This is a genomic window from Providencia sp. PROV208 (genome assembly GCF_028479465.1).
Taxonomy (GTDB): Bacteria; Pseudomonadota; Gammaproteobacteria; order Enterobacterales; family Enterobacteriaceae; genus Providencia; species Providencia alcalifaciens.
The window spans coordinates 180608-199640 of the sequence record NZ_JAMPNS010000001.1; the positions used below are offsets into that span (position 1 = coordinate 180608).

The following is a 19033-nucleotide window of genomic DNA, read 5'->3' on the forward strand; positions in this document are numbered from 1 at the left end:
TTTTGATCCTAATTAAAGTCAGGTCTAACAACAAAGCTCTATTTAACAATAACTAATACAAAATAGTTGTTTAGATCAATAAAAATGATATTTCATCTGTGCATTATTAACATTGAATGCGAAGATGGCAGTAAATTATTTATGGAGAGCTGTGATGGAAATGACCAACGCTGAACGCTTAATTATATCCAATCAATATAAAATGATGACCATGCTAGATCCTGATAACGCAGAGCGTTACCGTCGTCTTCAAACGATAGTTGAGCGTGGATTCGGTTTGCAAATGCGCGAACTGGATAGAGATTTTGGTGAGTTGAGTGAACAAACGTGCCGTACTGTCATTGATGTGATGGAAATGTACCATGCATTGCAGGTTTCCTACGGCAACATGGAAGATAAACATGGAGTCGATGAGCGCCGTGTGCAATTTTTAGGCTTTGATGCGGCGACAGAGGCTCGTTATCTGAGCTATGTACGCTTTATGGTGAATACCGAAGGGCGTTATACGCACTTTGACAGCGGTACTCACGGTTTTAACTCTCAAACGCCAATGTGGGATAAATATTTAAGAATGCTGAAAATTTGGCAAGCTTGCCCTCGTCAATATCATCTTTCAGCGGTCGAGATTTCTCAGATTTTAAATGCGTAACCGTATTTTAGGTAAAAACACAGAGCATATTTGCATTAGGTAAATAAAAGGGTTCAATGTGAAGTTAAAAGCAAAAGGTTTTTTATTCGATCTCGATGGAACATTGGCGGATTCACTCGCTGTTGTTGAGCGCTGTTGGTGTTTATTTGGCGATAGAATTGGTGAGGATAAGCAAGCAATTATCGATTATATCCATGGAAAACCTGCGATGACGACATTGCGTCATTTTTTACCTAATGCAAGCGAAGAAGAGCTACAAAGCCATTTTCGTTGGTTAGAAAAAATGGAAAGTGAAGATATGGACGGCGTTGTTGCGCTGCCAGGGGCAATAGCGCTGTTATCTTCACTGAATAAATTAGGTGCGCCTTGGGCGATTGTGACATCAGGAACAGTGCCAATCGCTCACGGACGCCGAGCCGCCGCCGGCTTGCCTGAACCTAAACATTGGGTCACTTTTGAAAAAGTCTCTAAAGGTAAACCAGATCCAGAACCTTTCCAATTAGGGGCGAAAAGCCTGTCTCTCCCACCTGAAGACTGCATCGCTTTCGAAGATGCGCCCGCGGGTATTCATTCTGCGCTAAGTGCAGGTTGCCAAGTGATTGCTGTTCATGCACCAGAAGGTATGCCTCGACGAGATGAAATCTCTGCGATTATTAGTACATTAGAGCAAATCTCCGTGACTGGACCTGACAATAACGGCTATTTTGAGCTTTTCGTATCGAAAAACGCCTAATTACGATCTAATCAAAGAAATCCTCTTAAAAACATGGTTAACTAACTAAAATCTTTAGCCTGTTTTTTTTCGTCGAAAGGGGATATTTTGAACGGAGAATTGCTGTGGGTATTAACCCTACTATTGATCGCGGTTGTTCTATTTACGACCAATAAAATCCGCATGGATGTGGTTGCCTTATTAGTCATTGTTGCATTTGTATTGAGTGATACATTGACATTACAGCAGGCAACCGCGGGTTTTGCGGATCCTAACGTTTTATTGATTGCCGCTCTGTTTGTCATCGGAGATGGTCTGGTTCGTACCGGAATTGCCTACCAAATGGGGGAGTGGCTCGTCCGAGTTGCAGGCAGCAGCGAAAGTAAAATGCTTGTCTTTTTAATGATGACGGTGGCGGGACTCGGTGCATTCATGAGTTCTACTGGCGTTGTCGCCATCTTCATTCCCGTCGTGCTCAGTGTTGCTGCACGGATGAAAACATCCCCTAGTCGATTAATGATGCCATTAGGCTTTGCCGGTCTGATCAGTGGCATGATGACGTTAGTCGCTACGCCACCCAATATGGTCGTGAATAGCGAATTAGTTCGTGAAGGGCTACCCAGTTTTCAATTTTTCTCAATTACCCCGATTGGACTCCTCATTTTATTGGCGGGCATTGGTTATATGTGGCTGACTCGTCGCTGGCTAGGAAGCAATGAACCCGATAAACAACCCGTAAAATATCAGCGTAGTTTCCGTGATTTGATCCGCGATTATAAACTGGCGGGGCGTGCCCGTCGGTTAGCTATTCGTAAAGGGTCTTCACTGATTGGACACACGCTTGATGAACTTCATTTGCGTTCCCGTTACGGCGCGAACGTGGTAGGGATTGAACGCTGGCGCAAGTTTCGTCGTGTGATGGTGAGTGCAACGGGGGGGACTGAGCTACGCGAGCGCGATGTTTTGCTGATTGATATTTCAGTGACTGACGATGAGCTGCGTCAATTTTGTAGTGAACAACTCCTTGAGCCAATGATCTTGCGTGGAGATTATTTTTCCGAACAATCAAGGGATGTGGGGATGGCGGAAGTGTCTATGAACCCAGACTCAGAATTATTGGGTAGAAGTTTACGAGAGATTAAATTTCGTACCCGATATGGTTTAAACGTCGTGGGGATACGCCGCGATGGAAAGGCCCTTGATGGCAAACTAGTGGATGAGCCTCTGCGCTTAGGGGATATTTTGCTGGTCATCGGTGATTGGAAATTGATCCGTATTCTATCGACCAAACCGCGTAATTTTATTGTATTGAACTTAGCCGCTGAAGTTGAGGCGGTAGCCCCAGCTGCTTCGCAAGCCCCTCATGCGTTATTTTGCCTTGCGCTCATGGTAGCGATGATGGTTACCAATGAAATCCCTAACTTTATTGCAGCGTTAATTGCCTGCTTATTAATGGGGAAATTTCGCTGTATTGATATGGAAAGCGCGTACAAATCGATTCACTGGCCGAGCATTATTTTGATTGTTGGTATGATGCCATTTGCTATCGCTTTACAGGAAACCGGGGGGATAGCCCTAGCGGTAGATGCACTGATGAAGGTCGCTGGTGGATTAGGTCCTCATGTGATGTTACTGTGCTTGTTTATCTTGTGTGCCACCATTGGGTTATTTATTTCTAACACTGCAACCGCAGTATTAATGGCCCCCATTGCGATTGCCGCAGCGCGTCAAATGGAAGTCTCGCCACTGCCATTCGCTATGGTCATTGGTATCGCGGCATCCGCCGCATTCATGACACCGGTTTCTTCTCCTGTCAATACCTTAGTGCTCGGACCTGGTGGATATAAGTTTGCCGATTTTCTAAAGATGGGAGTTCCCTTTACGATTATCGTGATGTTTATCAGTGTGGCTGTGATCCCTATTTTGTTCCCATTCTAATTAAATCAATAGCGCCTACTTTATTAAGGCGCTATTAAACTCAATAAAACTTACTACCCATGATGATAAAGATCAATTCGTAATATTTAATCCATTACCGCCTACCTGCAGAATATTGTTATTTTTATTACCGGAACATTCCTTAAAATTAACAGATAATTATGGTGAGGTAATAATGAATACTGAAATAACAAAAGAGAAAGTGGTAGTTTATGGAAATGATGGTTTTTGTACTTTCGAAAACTATTGGGGTGAAGAATTAGTTTCTGTTCGATTAGAACATTATGTTTCAGGTATGATTGATAAAACGAGACATATGTTAACAACAGTTGAATTATCAAATATTGCGGATCGAACAGAGCTAAAAAAAGTGTTTTTCATACGAACGGCTATGGGACAGCTGGATCGGTATGACTATTGGGATATGACCATGCATACTAAAAGTGGGCGAGTTTTTAGAACGAAAGATAGATTTCGTTGTTCTTATGCCTTCTATGATTCTTTAGATGCAATTATTGGTGTGAATGGTACGGCGAAAACATTATATATCGCATTTTCATCATCATCAGGATGCAAGACAGAATTGATTGAAGTTTTATAATAAATAGCTTTAATTCAGAATGAAATAAAATGGCGTATACTATTTATCATGATATATCCGATAAAATAAAGATAGATAATATTATGTGGTTCAGTTACGAGCTAGATACCGAGGATTCTTATAATCACTGGTATGTAGATATAACAACAGAAGATGGAAAACGCTATCATACAAAGAGCAAATTTTATTGCTCGATGACAAGAGCCGATGAAGGAAAAGTGATTCTTGGCATCAATGGCGAATCTGAAAATTTATACGTCCATTATCCTGTTTCAATTGAAAATAAAGCATGAATGACTCATCATGTTTTATGGTAAAAATCACGAACATCTAAGTAAACGATATTGTAGATGAGTAAGTGGAAGTGTACATCAAGCTGAACAGGATGTTAAAAGTAGGAATGGCATATGCCATTCCTTATATTTTGTTTAGTTAGTGGCTGATTTCATCTAATGAAAGCGTAAAACTCGGGACAAACGTTTTCATAAAATATTCCATTTCAGGGCTATTGCGCTCAGCGAGCATTTTTTCAAGGCGCTTTTTAGCGAGCTTAAATTCGCTATTGCCAGCAGATAGTTCTTCTAAACATTTTAAATAGGCGCATAAGGTATCAGCCTGTTTTACAATAAAATGTTCTTCCTCAGATTGAAGATCTTCCACCAGCAAGCATTTAAAATCCTCTTGCAGTTCTTCAGGTAACATATCCAGTAATTTTTGCTGCGCGAATTTTTCTATTTTTTTGTATTCATGGGCAATTTGCTGATTATGGTACTTAATTGGCGTGGGTAAATCACCTGTGATGACTTCACTTGCATCATGGTACATGGCGAATAGTGCAATTTTTTCGGCGTTAACATTACCATCAAATTTACGGTTTTTAATGATTGCGAGTGCATGTGCCACCATCGCGACTTGTAGGCTGTGCTCTGACACATTTTCAGTACGCACATTACGCATTAGGGGCCAGCGATGAATGAGTTTCATTCTAGCAAGATGGGCAAAAAAGTAACTCATAACTCCTCCTTGATTGAAATAATCATATGTGAAAATCATACATCAGATACAAGTAAATTTATATTTAATATTAAGCGCTTCTATTTTGAATAAGTGAATATAACTTAATGAAAGCTAATGTTTTAAATGAATTAAGTATAGGAAGAAATGCATTAAAATTCCCATTAATTATCCAAGCATCAATTCAATAGCATCGAGGAGATTATATGGAAGTCGCGTTATCAGCAAAAGGTACGGTTACATTAGAGAACTTTTGGGGAGAGCCCTTAAAATTGATGAAACTTACACACTTATCATTACGAACATCCACTGTTGAACTAAAGGATGTACCTCAAGGGGCGATTATTAAAAATGCAATGGAGTTTATTTATCAAAGGGGTATTGGAAAGCCGCGAGATTACTGGATTTTAGACATTGTGACTCAAGACAATACACGTTATCGCTCAGAACCTATGTATGATTGTTCTATTGATGAAACGGGAAGTCCGACGGAGGGGCATGTAATTGTTGGAGTCAATGGCGAGTCTAAACGAATTTACACAGTTCTAGACAGTGGAGATCGTTGTTCTGACAGTATGAATCAAGTTTGGCTATAATTAATATTCGATTCATAATCATGCAATGAAATGATCAAAAAAGAATGAAATAAAAAAGTTAAATTGAGAGTGTCCATACTCAATTATCTAAATAAGACGTGCAAGAGTAAACAAGTTATCATCCAATAATAAATTGATTTGATATTTTTAGTCACTATAATCGAGAGGTAGATAATTAAACTGATCGAGGATGAAATGAAATATTTCCCAGTAATATTGGTGTTGTTTTTCTTAGCGGCTGTTTATTTAATTTCCATTATTTGATTATCCAATAAAGAGCCTCATATTTAGATATTAAATTTTCAGTTATAAAAATAGCCCATATCGGGCTATTTTTATTTTTCACCAAGCCGCCAATATTATTGGCGATAATTTTCTAAGAAACGACCAAACTTATTGATAGCCATTTCTAAATCATCAGCATAAGGTAGTGTCACGATACGGAAATGGTCAGGCTCTGGCCAGTTAAATGCGGTTCCTTGGACTAATAGCACTTTTTCTTGTAGTAATAAGTCAAGGATCATTTTTTGGTCATCGTGAATATTAAAACGTTTAATATCAATTTTAGGGAACATATACAGGGCACCTTGTGGTTTAACACAAGAGACGCCTGGAATTTGATTAATCAATTCCCATGCACGATTACGCTGTTCATATAAGCGTCCACCTGGTTGGATAAACTCACTGATACTTTGATAGCCGCCTAACGCAGTTTGGATAGCATGCTGCATCGGAACGTTTGCACACAAGCGCATAGAGGCCAACATTTCTAAGCCTTCAATATAGCCTTTAGCGTGTTTTTTCGGGCCGTTTATCGCCATCCATCCTTGGCGGAAACCTGCAACGCGATAGGTTTTTGATAGCCCATTGAACGTGACTGTCAGTAAATCAGGTGCCAGTGCTGCAATAGAGTGGTGCTGCGCATCGTCATACAGAATTTTATCGTAGATTTCATCAGCGAAAATAATCAGGCTATGTTGACGGGCAATTTCGACAATTTCCATCAGCAGTTCTTTACTGTACACCGCCCCTGTTGGGTTATTCGGGTTGATGATGACAATACCACGGGTGCGTGGGCTGATTTTTTTACGAATATCGTCAAGATCAGGCATCCAGCCTTGCTGTTCATCACACATATAGTGCACTGCGTTACCACCCGATAAGGAAACCGCTGCGGTCCAAAGTGGGTAGTCAGGAGCAGGCACCAGCATTTCATCGCCATTATTAAGCAGTGCTTGCATAGCTTGAACGATAAGTTCAGAAACGCCGTTACCGATATACACATCTTCAACCGTCATATCGTGAATATCACGGGCTTGGTAATGTTGTACGATGGCCTTACGCGCTGAATATAAGCCTTTTGAATCACAGTAACCTTGCGAGCTTGGCAGATTGCGCAGGACATCAACGAGGATCTCATCAGGTGCTTCAAAGCCAAACGGTGCCGGGTTACCAATATTCAGTTTTAAGACTTTATTGCCTTCTTCTTCTAAGCGCTTTGCTTCTTTTAAAACTGGCCCACGAATGTCATAGCAGACATTATCGAGCTTATTGGATTTCAGTATGTTGTTCATGGTTCTCTCATTACCCTAACGGGCTTGCGATGATAGGGGATTTCCGGCGTTGTTATCTACTGTACTCCTCCCTCGGAAGCTTTTGAAGATGCTAGATAATTTTTGGTGCAAAAGGTTGGTTTAGACATGAATCAGATATATGCTATCTTAAAGTATTGAATAAGTTAGATGTTGATTCTGGTTGTGGTTGTTAAGTTGGAATCTAATTCTGATAATTATCGCTGTTTTGGAGTGGAAAAGTAAAAAAATGGCGCTATGACAAACGTGTCAAAATTGTATCACTCTGTAAGTTTGAATCTTAAATCATTAAACTAGAAATAAATTTAACTATTGGTCGGGGGATTTTTGATAGTTTTTGGCTTTTTTTGTTAGCAATATTGATTATTTTAATAAGAATATTCTTAATGGAAACGTGTTTATAATGTTTAGCGTATTGATAATTAATAAAATTGTTAATTTACATCATATGTTACATAAAGAGCTTACATTAAAATAATTGCAACTACATTAAATATGTTACTATTTAGTCCTATTCAATTATTGCGGGTTTATTGCGCTTTTTGTTAATCAGCGCCCGCTTTATTGATAGAAACTTAAAATGCTATTTAGATAATTAAAGTGACTTTAGTTAATTATCAGATAGGTATAGCAATGTAGAGTATTTGAATACAATAAATGCAGATCTATGGATTAGAAATGCAAAAAGTTGGATCATTTTTAAGACTCGCTGATTCTCACGGAGGAGAGCAGAAACACCAGGTATCATAAAATTATATAAAGAGAATGTACGATGATAAATTCCAATCGTCCCATAATGAACTTAGATCTCGACTTACTACGCACATTTGTCGCAGTGGCTGATCTTAACACTTTCGCCGCTGCCGCTGCCGCAGTATGTCGTACTCAGTCCGCTGTTAGTCAGCAGATGCAACGTTTAGAACAATTAGTTGGTCGTGAATTATTTGCACGCCACGGGCGTAATAAGCTATTAACTGCCCATGGTTTACAATTGCTCGGTTATGCGAGACAAATTCTACGCGCCAATGATGATGCAACGGCATCATTAACGTATAACGATGCAGATGGTGAATTACGCATCGGAGCATCCGATGACACAGTCGATATCTTACTCCCATTTTTATTGAACCGTATCGCTTCCGTTTTTCCACGTATCGCGGTAGAAGTTCGAATTAAACGTGCTCAGTTTATTGAATCAATGTTAGATAACCACGAAATTGATTTAGCCTTAACGACGAGCCGTATTCCTCAACACCCGAAAACTGCATTAAGAACTGTTCCTATTTTATGGCACAGTGCACCAGATTTTCAGTTACGCCCAAATGAACCGATTCCATTGGTAGTGATGGATGAAACTAACCCATACCGTAAATTATGTACTCATGCATTAGATGAGGCTGGTTTACCATGGCATGTGGCGTATGAAGCGGCATCATTGCCAGCTGTTCGCGCTGCTGTGAATGCTGAAGTCGGTGTGACGGCACGTCCAATGGAAATGCAAAATGCGGATCTTCGTATTTTGAGTGAAGCGGATGGTTTACCGCGTTTACCAGATATCCAATACTGGTTATACAAAAATGCGGATGAGCAAAAAGATTTTGTGCTTACCGTCTTTAGCGCGATTGAAAACAAAAAAATCCCTTATGCAGTAGCCCCTGCGGCTGAGCAAGTAGAGAACAGTGGTCAATAAGATCACTCTTTGTCCTTATCGATAAAATAGGTTTTTTATCAAGGGTAAGTGGCAAAACAGTATTATGTTTATCCGGCTGGATCAGTGTGTCTGATTCGGCCGTTTTTATTTTTTACTTATTGCTTTTTCCTCTGCGCAATACTGCCTCTCGATTGTTATCAAAATGATCTTAATGCCAATTTTCTCTCCTTACTCATCAAGTGGTTAATAGAGACTTAAGTCAATTTTAGTCGTACGATATTTTACTTAAGAGTGAGATGATAAAAAAGTGAACAAAGTTTCTGTTCAATAGGTGATAAAACACACGTATTACCCACTTATTAAGTATGGATTAACGCGTAAGAGCATGAAATAATTGTGATGTATATGGCATAACATGAAATTCATTAGTTAGTTAACGATTTGTTACGTCGTTAACAATAATTTTTTGCTGAATTGATAAAATAGCTGAGAGTACTCAGTGGCTTAGTGGGCATGATGAATAAAAAATCGTTATTGCCTCTTAAATTAAATTCGGATGTTATGTAAACAAATTGAGTATTTTTTCAATAAATCTGTGCGTTAGATCAAATAAAAAGCACATTTTTTCGTCTGTTAAGACAGGTTTTTCCTGAGATAATGGTGTAGTAAAAACGAATAATCAGTTAGACTACTTTGCGTGTTTATTTGTGTATAGTAACACTGACACGTTTTAGCAGATAATGAGTACTTTTTGTTTCGCTGATGTTTTTTGTGTGTGAATTTTTTGTAATAAGTACGGGTTATTTTGTTCATTTGAGCAAAATAAAATGTAGTGGGAGAGGACGAACCAAACGGCAGTCGTTAGACTGATTTTAGTTTGGTGATCTTGCAGTTTGGGGATCATATTGGTCTTTCTTCTCGATTAACTGGGCAATTGTGCTGCAACACTGCCATGTTGTTAAAAAGAGCAGTTACGCATCATAAGTAATGAGTAAGCAACGAGTATGTCTACATCAATCCTAGAGTTAGCCCATAACTGGGGCTTTGCTATATTCCTTCTCGGCGCTATTGGTCTTTGCGCTTTCATGTTGACCGCTGGTCATTTCTTGGGTAGCCGCGCCAAAGCCAGAACAAAACACGTTCCCTATGAGTCAGGTATTGATTCAGTCGGTAGTGCTCGTCTTCGTATGTCAGCCAAGTTCTACTTGGTCGCGATGTTTTTCGTGATCTTCGATGTGGAGGCTATGTTCTTATTTGCATGGTCTGTCGCCATCCGCGAAGCGGGTTGGGTCGGTTTCATCGAAGCCGCTATTTTTATCTTGGTATTGTTGGCGGGATTATTTTATCTGGTCCGCGTTGGTGCATTGGATTGGACTCCAATCCGTTCACGTCGCGCAGTTAAAGGTCCTAGTGAAGTTATTAAAATCAGCAATCGTCATCCGCAGTAAAAAGCGAGGCAATATACAATGGATTATACGCTCACCCGCATAGATCCGAACGGTGAGAACGACCGTTACCCACTGCAAACTCAAGAAATCGTTACTGATCCTCTTGAGCAGCAAGTTGAAAACAGTGTGTATATGGGGAAATTATCCCATGCACTTCATGATGTGGTGAACTGGGGTCGTAAGAACTCCCTGTGGCCATACAACTTTGGTCTTTCATGTTGCTATGTAGAAATGGTGACGTCGTTCACGGCTGTTCATGACGTAGCCCGCTTTGGTGCGGAAGTACTACGTGCTTCTCCTCGTCAAGCCGACTTCATGGTTGTTGCGGGAACCTGTTTTACTAAAATGGCTCCCGTCATTCAGCGCCTATATGACCAAATGCTTGAACCAAAATGGGTTATCTCCATGGGTTCATGTGCAAACTCGGGTGGGATGTATGACATCTACTCTGTAGTGCAAGGCGTCGACAAATTTATTCCCGTGGATGTGTACATTCCAGGCTGCCCACCACGCCCTGAAGCCTATATGCAGGCTCTCCTTCTGTTACAAGAATCCATCGGCAAAGAACGTCGCCCACTTTCATGGGTTGTCGGTGATCAGGGTGTTTATCGTGCGAACATGCAGTCAGAAAGAGAAAGAAAACACGGTGAACGTATCGCAGTGACTAACCTGCGTACCCCAGACGAAATTTAAGGCTTTTAGCCATACAGCGTAACAGAGCAATGTTGTTGCGAAATAATAAACCTGATCAAGCGTTATGGTGAAGAATGATGACAGATCAGATAGCGCAAGCGAGTCGTAACCAGCCAGAATGGCAGACACAGGATCACATTAATGATCCTGTGCTTCTGGAACTGCGCAATCAATTTGGCCCGGATGCCTTTTCTGTTCAAGCGACCCGTACTGGCATGCCAGTGATTTGGGTGCGCCGTGAACAATTACTGGAAATTGTAGATTTCTTAAAGAAACTGCCTAAACCTTATGTGATGTTATTCGACCTACACGGAGTCGATGAACGCCAGCGTATCCATCGCCAAGGTCTGCCTGAAGCAGATTTTAGTGTGTTCTACCACATCATATCTATTGACCGAAATCGCGATATCATGTTGAAAGTGGCTCTTAACGAGAATGACTTAAACGTGCCGTCCGTGGTTTCTCTTTTCCCTAATGCTAACTGGCATGAACGTGAAGTTTGGGACATGTTCGGTATTACCTTCCAAGGTCACCCGAATCTGCGCCGCCTTCTAATGTCACCAAGCTGGGAAGGTCATCCACTGCGTAAAGATTACCCAGCGCGTGCCACTGAATTCGACCCGTTTGTGCTAACTAAGCAGAAACAAGATCTGGAAATGGAAGCATTGACTTTCAAACCAGAAGAGTGGGGCATGTCTCGAGGAAATGAAAACGAAGATTTCATGTTCCTTAACTTGGGTCCAAACCACCCATCTTCCCACGGTGCATTCCGTATTGTTCTGCAACTCGATGGTGAAGAAATTATTAACTGCGTGCCAGATATTGGGTATCACCATCGCGGCGCAGAAAAAATGGGTGAACGCCAATCATGGCATAGCTACATTCCTTACACAGACCGTATCGAATATCTTGGCGGTTGTGTCAATGAGATGCCTTATATTTTAGCGGTTGAAAAACTGGCAGGTATTGAAGTACCGGATCGCGTAAAAACTATCCGTGTCATGATGTCAGAACTTTTCCGTATTAATAGCCATCTGCTATATATCAGTACGTATATCCAAGACGTTGGTGCGATGACGCCAGTTTTCTTCGCGTTTACCGATAGACAAAAAGTGTACAACGTGATTGAAGCTATCACGGGCTTCCGTATGCATCCAGCATGGTTCCGTATTGGCGGTGTAGCTCATGATTTACCTCGTGGCTGGGACAAACTGCTGCGCGAATTACTCGATTGGTTACCGAAGCGCCTAGAATCTTATGTTACCTCTGCATTGAAAAACTCCATCCTGAAAGGTCGTTCTGTTGGCGTAGCGTCTTATACCAAAGAAGAAGCGTTAGCGTGGGGCGTCACAGGGGCAGGTTTACGTGCAACAGGTGTAGATTTCGACGTGCGTAAATGGCGTCCATATTCTGGCTACGAAAACTTTGAATTTGACATCCCAATCGCTCACAACGGTGACTGTTATGACCGCGTGATGATCAAAGTGGAAGAGATGCGTCAAAGTATCCGTATTCTTGAGCAGTGCTTGAAGAATATGCCAGAAGGTCCATTTAAAGCGGATCACCCACTGACTACGCCGCCACCAAAAGAGCGTACATTGCAGCATATCGAAACCCTGATTAACCACTTCTTACAAGTGTCGTGGGGACCGGTGATGCCAGCGAACGAATCATTCCAGATGGTTGAAGCAACCAAAGGGATCAACAGCTACTACTTGACCAGTGACGGTAGCACCATGAGTTATCGTACACGAATTCGTACCCCGAGCTATGAGCACTTACAGCAAATTCCGGCGGTTATTCGAGGTAGCTTGGTGTCTGACTTGATTGTCTATCTGGGTAGTATTGATTTTGTAATGTCGGATGTGGATCGCTAACCATGCATAATGAACAAAATAAACACGAGCAATTAGACGTTGTGAATGTCTTTGAACCGCAAGTGAACCACGGTTTTGTGTTAACTGAACACGAACGTGCGGAAATTGAAGGCGAAAAACATCACTACGAAGATGCACGCGCAGCGTCGATTGAAGCGCTGAAAATTGTGCAAAAGAACCGTGGCTGGGTTGAAGATGGCGCAATTCACGCTATCGCTGATGTTTTAGGTATCCCCGCAAGTGATGTTGAGGGGGTTGCGACATTCTATAGCCAAATTTTCCGCCAACCTGTTGGTCGCCATATTATTCGTTATTGCGACAGCGTTGTTTGCCATATTACCGGCTACCAAGGCTTAGAAGCTGAAATTATTAAACAGCTGAATATTCGCCCAGGACAAACAACGGCTGATGGTCGCTTTACGCTGCTGCCAACCTGTTGCTTAGGCAATTGTGACAAAGGGCCTACGATGATGATCGATGAGGATACCCACAGTTACGTCCAGCCTGAAAATATTCAAAAGCTACTGGAGCAGTATCCATGACAAATTCTGTTAATCCAGTGATCCGAACTGCAGAAACTCATCCACTAACTTGGCGCCTGCGTGATGATGCGCAGCCAGTCTGGTTAGATGAGTATCGCAGTAAAAACGGATACAAAGGTCTTGAGCGTGCACTTAAAGGCATGGCACCGGATGAAGTTGTTAATCTCGTTAAAGACGCGGGTCTGAAAGGACGCGGTGGTGCGGGATTCTCAACGGGTCTGAAATGGAGCCTGATGCCAAAAGACGAAAACATGAAACTGCGTTATTTCTTATGTAATGCGGATGAAATGGAGCCGGGCACCTATAAAGACCGCCTACTGATGGAGCAACTTCCTCACCTTTTAGTTGAAGGGATGATTACTGGCGCATATGCACTTAAAGCATATCGCGGTTACATCTTCCTACGTGGTGAATATGTGGAAGCGGCAAGAAATTTACGTCGCGCCATTGAAGAAGCAAAAGCTGCGGGTCTGTTAGGTAAAAATATTCTTGGTTCAGGTTTTGATTTTGAGCTGTTTGTGCACACGGGCGCAGGTCGTTATATCTGTGGTGAAGAAACCGCACTGATTAACTCATTAGAAGGTCGCCGCGCAAACCCACGCTCTAAACCACCATTCCCTGCGAGTTCTGGGGCTTGGGGTAAACCGACTTGCGTGAATAACGTGGAAACCATCTGTAACGTTCCTGCGATTTTAGAGCACGGTGACCAGTGGTATATCAATTTAAGTGCTGGTAAGAGTAAAGATGCAGGCACTAAGCTGATGGGCTTCTCAGGTCGTGTGAAAAATCCAGGTTTATGGGAATTGCCATTTGGTACGACAGCGCGTGAAGTTTTAGAAGACTACGCGGGCGGTATGCGCGATGGATTAAAACTCAAAGCATGGCAACCGGGTGGTGCAGGAACTGACTTCCTGACCAACGATCACCTCGATTTACCGATGGATTTCGAAAATATTGCAAAAGCGGGCAGCCGTTTAGGGACTGCACTGGCAATGGCAGTGGATAACGAAATCAATATGGTTTCTTTAGTGCGTAACTTAGAAACCTTTTTCGCACGTGAATCCTGTGGTTGGTGTACGCCATGCCGTGATGGTTTGCCATGGAGCGTGAAAATTTTACAAGCACTGGAAAAAGGCGAAGGTCAAGAAGGGGATATCGAAACTCTTGAGCAACTTTGCCGTTTCTTAGGTCCAGGTAAAACGTTCTGTGCACACGCACCGGGTGCGGTTGAGCCATTACAAAGCGCCATCAAATATTTCCGTGGAGAGTTCGAAGCGGGTATCTCGAAAAAAGATCTGCGTAACATCGTGCAGATTGCCGGGATCCAACCAAACCTGCTGAAGCAGCGTTGGTAAGCATTTAGCGATTGAGCAACCGCTAAACGAATTTTTAACGAAGAACGTATTTATGTTTAACGCCTGCTAACGCGGGCCTTTGGGAAGCATGCTGACTATGGCTACGATATATGTAGACGGCAAAGAATATGACGTAAACGGGTCAGAAAACCTGTTACAAGCCTGCTTATCGTTGGGGCTAGATATTCCTTATTTTTGCTGGCATCCGGCGCTGGGAAGCGTTGGCGCTTGCCGCCAGTGTGCGGTGAAGCAGTATCAAAACGCAGATGACACTCGTGGTCGCCTCGTAATGTCTTGTATGACACCGGCAACGGAAGGCACTTACATCTCAATCGATGATGAAGAAGCCAAACAATTCCGTGAAAGTGTTGTTGAATGGCTAATGACCAACCACCCACACGACTGCCCAGTCTGTGAGGAAGGGGGTAACTGCCACTTACAAGATATGACGGTCATGACTGGTCATACGATGCGTAAGTATCGTTTTACTAAGCGTACTCACGTTAACCAAGATCTTGGTCCTTTCATTAGTCATGAAATGAACCGCTGTATCGCGTGTTACCGCTGTGTTCGTTATTACAAAGATTATGCGGATGGCACTGATTTAGGTGTGTATGGGGCGCATAACTATGTCTATTTTGGTCGTACTGAAGACGGTACGCTGGAAAGCGAATTTTCTGGCAACCTCGTCGAAGTGTGTCCAACAGGAGTATTCACCGACAAAACTCACTCAGAACGCTACAACCGTAAATGGGATATGCAATTTGCACCGGGTATCTGCCAACAATGCAGTATCGGTTGTAATACCAGCCCAGGTGAGCGTTATGGTGAACTACGCCGTATTGAAAACCGCTATAACGGTTCTGTAAACCATTACTTCCTGTGTGACCGCGGTCGCTTTGGTTATGGTTATGTAAACCGCAAAGACCGTCCTCGCCAAGCACTATTCACTAAAGATGGCGTGCAGCAAGTGATTTCAGCAATTGAAGCGATGCAAAGCGGTGCGCAGATTATCAATCAAGCGAAAAAAGTGATTGGTATCGGGTCTCCGCGTGCGAGCGTTGAAAGTAACTATGCTCTGCGTGCGCTGGTTGGTGCGGAAAACTTCTATTCGGGCATTTCTGCGGACGAGCAACGTCGCTTATCGTTGATGCAAAATATCCTGCAAAATGGTGGCATCTACACCCCAACACTGCGTGAAATCGAAGGTTATGATGCGGTGTTAGTGCTGGGTGAAGATTTAACCCAGACGGGTGCGCGTATGGCGCTGTCTGTTCGCCAAGCCGTGAAGGGCAAAGCCCGTGAAATGGCAGCGGCACAGAAAGTCGCTGACTGGCAAATCGCAGCGATTCAAAACATTGGTCAACACGCCAAGTATCCACTGTTTATCACCAACGTGGATGACACGCGTTTAGATGATGTCGCGGCATACAATTACCGTGCGCCAGTGGCTGACCAAGCGCGTTTCGGTTTTGCGATTGCTAACCTGATCAACGGTGACGCACCAGCGGTGAATGATTTACCGGCTGATGTGAAAGCGAAAGTAGAAACTGTGGCTCAGGCCTTAGCAGGTGCGAAAAAACCTCTGATTATCAGTGGTAGCCATAGCGCTAGTGATGCGATGATTGAAGCCGCAGCGAACGTGGCATTTGCGCTGAAAGCGAAAGGTGCAAACGTCGGTCTGTCTTATGTCGCATCTCATGCAAATAGCTTTGGTCTGGCGATGATGAACGCACTGCCGTTAGAAAACGCCTTTGCTCGCATTGAAGCCAAAGAAGCCGATGTTGCGATTGTGATGGAAAATGACCTTTACCGTCATAGCACCGTGGATGCCGTCAATAGCGCATTAGCGAAATTGAAACACTTAATTGTGGCAGACCACCAGCACACTGACATTATGGATAAAGCGACATTAGTGCTGCCAGCGGCCAGTTTTGCTGAAGCAGATGGTACGCTTATCAACCAAGAAGGTCGTGCTCAACGTTTCTTCCAAGTGTTTGACCCAACTTACTACGATAACAGCATTGTGATGAACGAAAGCTGGCGTTGGATGCATTCACTGCAAACTGAAGCGCAGCAACGTGATGCGGATTGGTCGCAATTAGATCACGTTATTGAAGAGTGTGTGGCTGCACTGCCGCAATTTGCAGGTATCAGAGATACCGCACCAAAAGCCTCTTTCCGCATTCGTGGACAGAAATTGGCGCGTGAACCGCATCGTTACAGCGGTCGTACGGCAATGCTGGCGGACAAATCGGTTCATGAACCGCGTCAACCGCAAGATATCGACTCACCATTTGCGTTCTCAATGGAAGGGAATAACCAACCGAAAGCACCACGTCAGCAAATTCCATTTGCATGGGCACCGGGCTGGAACTCACCACAAGCATGGAACAAGTTCCAAGCGGAAGTGGGTGGACACCTGTTATTTGGTGACCCAGGCGTGCGTTTATTCAATTCCAAAGACAGTAAATTGGCTTACTTCACTGAGATCCCAGCGGCTTACCAAGGCGGTGAATCTCAATGGGTCGTTGCACCTTACTATCATCTATTTGGCAGTGATGAAACATCACAACGTGCCGATGTGATTCAGCAACGTATGCCAGAGCCTTATATCATGTTGAATGCACAAGATGCGGCGACACTGGGCTTAAATGCAGGCGTAAAAGCTGAGTTTAGCCATGCAGGTCAAACGTTTAATCTGCCAGTACGCATCAGCCAGCACCTTGCAGTGGGTCAAATCGGTTTACCTCTTGGTATGCCGGGAATTGCACCTGTTATGGCTGGCGTGTCAGTGAATAATCTGCGGAGGGGCGCATGATGGATTGGATTTCTCCGGCGGTGATGGAAGTCCTGATTTCCATCCTTAAATCGGTTGTCATCTTGCTGGTTGTCGTGACCTGCGGGGCATACATGAGTCTCGGCGAACGCCGTATTCTCGGTTTGTTCCAGAACCGTTACGGTCCTAACCGTGTTGGCCCATTTGGTATGGGGCAGCTGATTGCCGACATGTTCAAAATGCTGTTTAAAGAAGACTGGATCCCAGAGTTTGCGGATAAGAAAATCTTTACGCTGGCGCCAGTTATTGCATTTTGTTCACTGTTTTTAGCATTTGCGATTGTGCCAGTCAGCCCGACTTGGCATGTTGCGGATCTGAACATCGGAATTTTATTCTTCCTGATGATGGCGGGTCTGGCTGTTTACGCGGTGCTATTTGCAGGTTGGTCAAGTAACAACAAATACTCATTATTGGGTGCGATGCGTGCATCCGCTCAAACCGTCAGCTATGAAGTGTTCTTAGGATTGTCATTGATGGGTGTCGTCGCGCAAGCGGGGTCATTCAACTTAATTGACATCGTGAACTCCCAAGCGGGCATGTGGAACGTTATCCCACAATTCTTTGGCTTCATTACGTTTGCGATTGCGGGTGTTGCGGTGTGTCACCGTCACCCATTTGACCAACCCGAAGCGGAACAAGAAATTGCCGACGGTTATCACGTTGAATATTCCGGTATGAAATTCGGTCTGTTCTTCGTGGGTGAATATATCGGTATCGTGACAGTGTCTGCTCTGATTGTGACACTGTTCTTTGGCGGTTGGCATGGTCCATTCTTGCCTGCTTTCCTGTGGTTTGCGATTAAAACAGCATTCTTCATGATGATGTTCATCTTGATCCGTGCATCTTTACCGCGTCCACGTTATGACCAAGTCATGTCTTTCGGTTGGAAAATTTGCCTGCCGTTGACACTGCTTAACCTGCTGGGTACCGCAGCAGTGATTTTATACAACGCTCAGTAAGGGGTGATTGAACCATGACATTAAAAGAGTTATTGGTCGGTTTCGCCACCCAAGTACGCAGTATTTGGATGGTGGGTCTACATGCGTTCGATAAACGGGAAACGCAGATGTACCCAGAAGAGCCGGTTTATCTGCCACCCCGTTACCGTGGACGCATCGTGCTAACGCGCGATCCTGACGGTGAAGAGCGTTGTGTTGCGTGTAACTTATGTGCGGTGGCTTGCCCTGTGGGATGTATCTCACTGCAAAAAGCGGAACATGAAGATGGACGCTGGTATCCAGAATTTTTCCGCGTGAACTTCTCTCGCTGTATTTTCTGTGGTCTGTGTGAAGAGGCTTGCCCAACGACGGCAATCCAATTAACGCCAGACTTTGAAATGGCAGATTGGCGTCGTCAGGATCTGGTTTATGAAAAGAATGACCTGCTGATTTCGGGTCCGGGTAAATATCCTGATTATAACTTTTACCGTAAATCAGGTATGGCGATTGCAGGTAAAGATAAAGGTGAAGCGGATAACGAAGCCAAACCAATCAACGTCAAAGACCTGTTGCCGTAAGGAGCGATAT

The 19033-nt window shown here is 43.4% G+C and carries 17 protein-coding genes; 15 read left to right on the forward strand and 2 right to left on the reverse strand.

Annotation, left to right across the window (positions count from 1 at the left end):
* Positions 1-154: 154 nt before the first annotated feature.
* The 5 genes from PR766_RS00845 (at position 155) to PR766_RS00865 (ending at position 4193) form a co-directional block, all read left to right on the forward strand.
* Positions 155-649, forward strand: a complete 495-nt coding sequence (locus PR766_RS00845; protein ID WP_006661359.1) for a YfbU family protein — start codon at positions 155-157, stop codon at positions 647-649.
* 58 nt (positions 650-707) lie between these two features.
* Positions 708-1382: a sugar phosphatase gene (locus PR766_RS00850; RefSeq protein WP_036978904.1), complete on the forward strand. Its 675-nt coding sequence runs from the start codon at positions 708-710 to the stop codon at positions 1380-1382.
* 87 nt (positions 1383-1469) lie between these two features.
* A complete protein-coding gene (locus PR766_RS00855) occupies positions 1470-3299 on the forward strand; it encodes an SLC13 family permease (protein WP_036962977.1) in 1830 nt (609 codons plus the stop codon).
* 175 nt (positions 3300-3474) lie between these two features.
* Complete coding sequence (locus PR766_RS00860) at positions 3475-3900, forward strand: hypothetical protein (protein ID WP_006660277.1); 426 nt, start codon at positions 3475-3477, stop codon at positions 3898-3900.
* 29 nt (positions 3901-3929) lie between these two features.
* On the forward strand, positions 3930-4193 hold the full coding sequence (locus PR766_RS00865; RefSeq protein ID WP_006660278.1) for a hypothetical protein: 264 nt from the start codon (positions 3930-3932) through the stop codon (positions 4191-4193).
* A gap of 139 nt (positions 4194-4332) precedes the next feature.
* Here PR766_RS00865 and yfbR read toward each other — a convergent pair whose 3' ends face one another.
* Positions 4333-4914: a 5'-deoxynucleotidase gene (yfbR, locus tag PR766_RS00870; protein WP_036978907.1), complete on the reverse strand. Its 582-nt coding sequence runs from the start codon at positions 4912-4914 to the stop codon at positions 4333-4335.
* Positions 4915-5189: 275 nt separating this feature from the next.
* On the opposite strand from yfbR, the gene PR766_RS00875 reads away from it, so the two are divergent.
* Positions 5190-5510, forward strand: a complete 321-nt coding sequence (locus PR766_RS00875) for a hypothetical protein (RefSeq protein ID WP_154636395.1) — start codon at positions 5190-5192, stop codon at positions 5508-5510.
* A gap of 359 nt (positions 5511-5869) precedes the next feature.
* Here the strand turns inward: PR766_RS00875 and PR766_RS00880 are convergent, their stop codons facing one another.
* On the reverse strand, positions 5870-7084 hold the full coding sequence (locus PR766_RS00880) for a pyridoxal phosphate-dependent aminotransferase (RefSeq protein ID WP_006660281.1): 1215 nt from the start codon (positions 7082-7084) through the stop codon (positions 5870-5872).
* 790 nt (positions 7085-7874) lie between these two features.
* Here PR766_RS00880 and PR766_RS00885 point away from each other — a divergent pair.
* The 9 genes from PR766_RS00885 (at position 7875) to nuoI (ending at position 19023) form a co-directional block, all read left to right on the forward strand.
* A complete protein-coding gene (locus tag PR766_RS00885; protein ID WP_006661364.1) occupies positions 7875-8792 on the forward strand; it encodes a LysR family transcriptional regulator in 918 nt (305 codons plus the stop codon).
* A gap of 965 nt (positions 8793-9757) precedes the next feature.
* Positions 9758-10201: an NADH-quinone oxidoreductase subunit A gene (locus tag PR766_RS00890; RefSeq protein WP_036962979.1), complete on the forward strand. Its 444-nt coding sequence runs from the start codon at positions 9758-9760 to the stop codon at positions 10199-10201.
* A gap of 18 nt (positions 10202-10219) precedes the next feature.
* Positions 10220-10894, forward strand: a complete 675-nt coding sequence (locus PR766_RS00895) for a NuoB/complex I 20 kDa subunit family protein (protein ID WP_004912254.1) — start codon at positions 10220-10222, stop codon at positions 10892-10894.
* Positions 10895-10968: 74 nt separating this feature from the next.
* Positions 10969-12771, forward strand: coding sequence for an NADH-quinone oxidoreductase subunit C/D (gene nuoC, locus PR766_RS00900; protein ID WP_006660286.1), 1803 nt, complete (start codon positions 10969-10971; stop codon positions 12769-12771).
* 2 nt (positions 12772-12773) lie between these two features.
* Entirely contained in the window at positions 12774-13313 is a 540-nt protein-coding gene (gene nuoE, locus PR766_RS00905; RefSeq protein WP_006660287.1) for an NADH-quinone oxidoreductase subunit NuoE, read from the forward strand.
* Complete coding sequence (gene nuoF, locus PR766_RS00910; protein ID WP_006660288.1) at positions 13310-14668, forward strand: NADH-quinone oxidoreductase subunit NuoF; 1359 nt, start codon at positions 13310-13312, stop codon at positions 14666-14668. Before nuoE ends, nuoF begins: the two co-directional genes overlap by 4 nt.
* An 88-nt stretch (positions 14669-14756) precedes the next feature.
* Positions 14757-17489 (forward strand): NADH-quinone oxidoreductase subunit NuoG, encoded by a 2733-nt coding sequence (nuoG, locus tag PR766_RS00915; protein WP_036962981.1) that lies wholly within the window; start codon positions 14757-14759, stop codon positions 17487-17489.
* The gene (gene nuoH / locus PR766_RS00920; RefSeq protein WP_006661367.1) at positions 17489-18466 is read left to right on the forward strand and encodes an NADH-quinone oxidoreductase subunit NuoH; all 978 of its coding nucleotides are present in this window, start codon (positions 17489-17491) and stop codon (positions 18464-18466) included. The genes nuoG and nuoH overlap by 1 nt, the downstream gene beginning before the upstream one ends.
* Positions 18467-18480: 14 nt before the next feature.
* A complete protein-coding gene (nuoI, locus tag PR766_RS00925) occupies positions 18481-19023 on the forward strand; it encodes an NADH-quinone oxidoreductase subunit NuoI (protein WP_004259834.1) in 543 nt (180 codons plus the stop codon).
* Positions 19024-19033 lie beyond the last annotated feature (10 nt).

Coding starts and splice junctions, on each gene's coding strand:
- PR766_RS00865 (WP_006660278.1), top strand. CDS start 3,930: ATGGCGTATACTATTTATCATGATATATCCGATAAAATAAAGATAGAT.
- nuoH (WP_006661367.1), top strand. CDS start 17,489: ATGGATTGGATTTCTCCGGCGGTGATGGAAGTCCTGATTTCCATCCTT.
- nuoI (WP_004259834.1), top strand. CDS start 18,481: ATGACATTAAAAGAGTTATTGGTCGGTTTCGCCACCCAAGTACGCAGT.
- nuoG (WP_036962981.1), top strand. CDS start 14,757: ATGCTGACTATGGCTACGATATATGTAGACGGCAAAGAATATGACGTA.
- nuoF (WP_006660288.1), top strand. CDS start 13,310: ATGACAAATTCTGTTAATCCAGTGATCCGAACTGCAGAAACTCATCCA.
- PR766_RS00860 (WP_006660277.1), top strand. CDS start 3,475: ATGAATACTGAAATAACAAAAGAGAAAGTGGTAGTTTATGGAAATGAT.
- yfbR (WP_036978907.1), bottom strand. CDS start 4,914: ATGAGTTACTTTTTTGCCCATCTTGCTAGAATGAAACTCATTCATCGC.
- PR766_RS00875 (WP_154636395.1), top strand. CDS start 5,190: ATGAAACTTACACACTTATCATTACGAACATCCACTGTTGAACTAAAG.
- PR766_RS00890 (WP_036962979.1), top strand. CDS start 9,758: ATGTCTACATCAATCCTAGAGTTAGCCCATAACTGGGGCTTTGCTATA.
- PR766_RS00880 (WP_006660281.1), bottom strand. CDS start 7,084: ATGAACAACATACTGAAATCCAATAAGCTCGATAATGTCTGCTATGAC.
- PR766_RS00885 (WP_006661364.1), top strand. CDS start 7,875: ATGATAAATTCCAATCGTCCCATAATGAACTTAGATCTCGACTTACTA.
- nuoE (WP_006660287.1), top strand. CDS start 12,774: ATGCATAATGAACAAAATAAACACGAGCAATTAGACGTTGTGAATGTC.
- PR766_RS00895 (WP_004912254.1), top strand. CDS start 10,220: ATGGATTATACGCTCACCCGCATAGATCCGAACGGTGAGAACGACCGT.
- PR766_RS00845 (WP_006661359.1), top strand. CDS start 155: ATGGAAATGACCAACGCTGAACGCTTAATTATATCCAATCAATATAAA.
- nuoC (WP_006660286.1), top strand. CDS start 10,969: ATGATGACAGATCAGATAGCGCAAGCGAGTCGTAACCAGCCAGAATGG.